The organism is Streptomyces niphimycinicus (assembly GCF_018883605.1).
Classification (GTDB): Bacteria; Actinomycetota; Actinomycetes; order Streptomycetales; family Streptomycetaceae; genus Streptomyces; species Streptomyces niphimycinicus.
Window position 1 is genome coordinate 1 of record NZ_JAHLEM010001007.1, and the last position, 1117, is coordinate 1117.

A 1117-nucleotide genomic window follows, 5' to 3' on the forward strand; every position below is an offset into this window, starting at 1 on the left:
CGGTGAGCTGGTGGACACGGCCGGTCTGGATGCCGAGTACTGGTACCGCAATCTGCGGCAGACCGTCGAACTGGAAGCCACCACCCGCACGTTGCTGGACGACGGTCACACCGTGTTCATCGAGGTGAGCCCGCATCCGGTGCTGACCCTTCCGGTGCAGCAGACGGTGGAGGCCGCCGAGGCCCAGGCCGTGGTCATCGGCACGCTGCGGCGTGACGAGGGCGGCCTGGAGCGGTTCCTGACCTCCGCCGCCGAGGTGTTCGTGCGGGGCGTCACCGTGGACTGGACCGCCCTGCTCGAGGGCCGTGGCGCCCGCCGGGTGGAGCTGCCCACCTACGCCTTCCGGCGCCAGCGGTACTGGCTGGAGGTGTCGGCCCTGGAGCTTCAGGCCACCACCGACGGTCTCGCCGCGGACGCGGTGGACGCGCGCTTCTGGGAGGCCGTGGAGCGCGAGGACCTGGAGGCGCTGGTCCGCACCCTTGAGGTGGAGGACGAGGAGCAGCAGTCGTCCCTGACCGCGTTGCTTCCGGCGCTGTCCTCCTGGCGCCGTCAGCGGCGCGAGCAGAACACGGTGGACGGCTGGCGCTACAAGGTGGTCTGGAAGCCACTGGCGGCCGCCACCGAGGCGGCCCTCTCGGGCACCTGGGTGGTCGTCCTTCCCGCGTCGCACGCCGACGACGCCCTTGTGACCGCCACGGTGAACGGGCTGGGGACGAGCGGTGCCGACGTCGTCCGGGTGGTGCTGGACGGATCGGGCAACGACCGCTGGACCGTGGCGGAGCGGCTACAGGCGGCGCTCGGCGAGGCCGGTGTGGAGCCCTCGGACGTGACGGGCGTGTTCTCGCTGCTCGCGCTGGACGAGTCGGGGCATACGACGTTCGATGTGGTGCCGGCCGGGCTGGCGGCGATGGTGGCGCTGGTCCAGGGGCTGGGCGACGCCGGTGTGGTGGCCCCGCTGTGGTGCGGGACCCGGGGTGCGGTGTCGGTGGGGCGCTCGGACCGGCTGGTGAGCCCGACCCAGGCGATGGTCTGGGGCCTGGGGCGGATCGTGGGCGTCGAGTACCCCCAGCGCTGGGGTGGCGCGCTCGATCTGCCCGAGACCATGGACGCCCGTGCG

At 72.7% G+C, this 1117-nt stretch carries 1 protein-coding gene; it reads left to right on the forward strand.

The window, feature by feature from the left end; genetic code table 11:
• The coding region (locus tag KN815_RS46815) for an acyltransferase domain-containing protein (RefSeq protein WP_216347872.1) at window positions 1–1117 on the forward strand (1117 nt) is incomplete at both ends.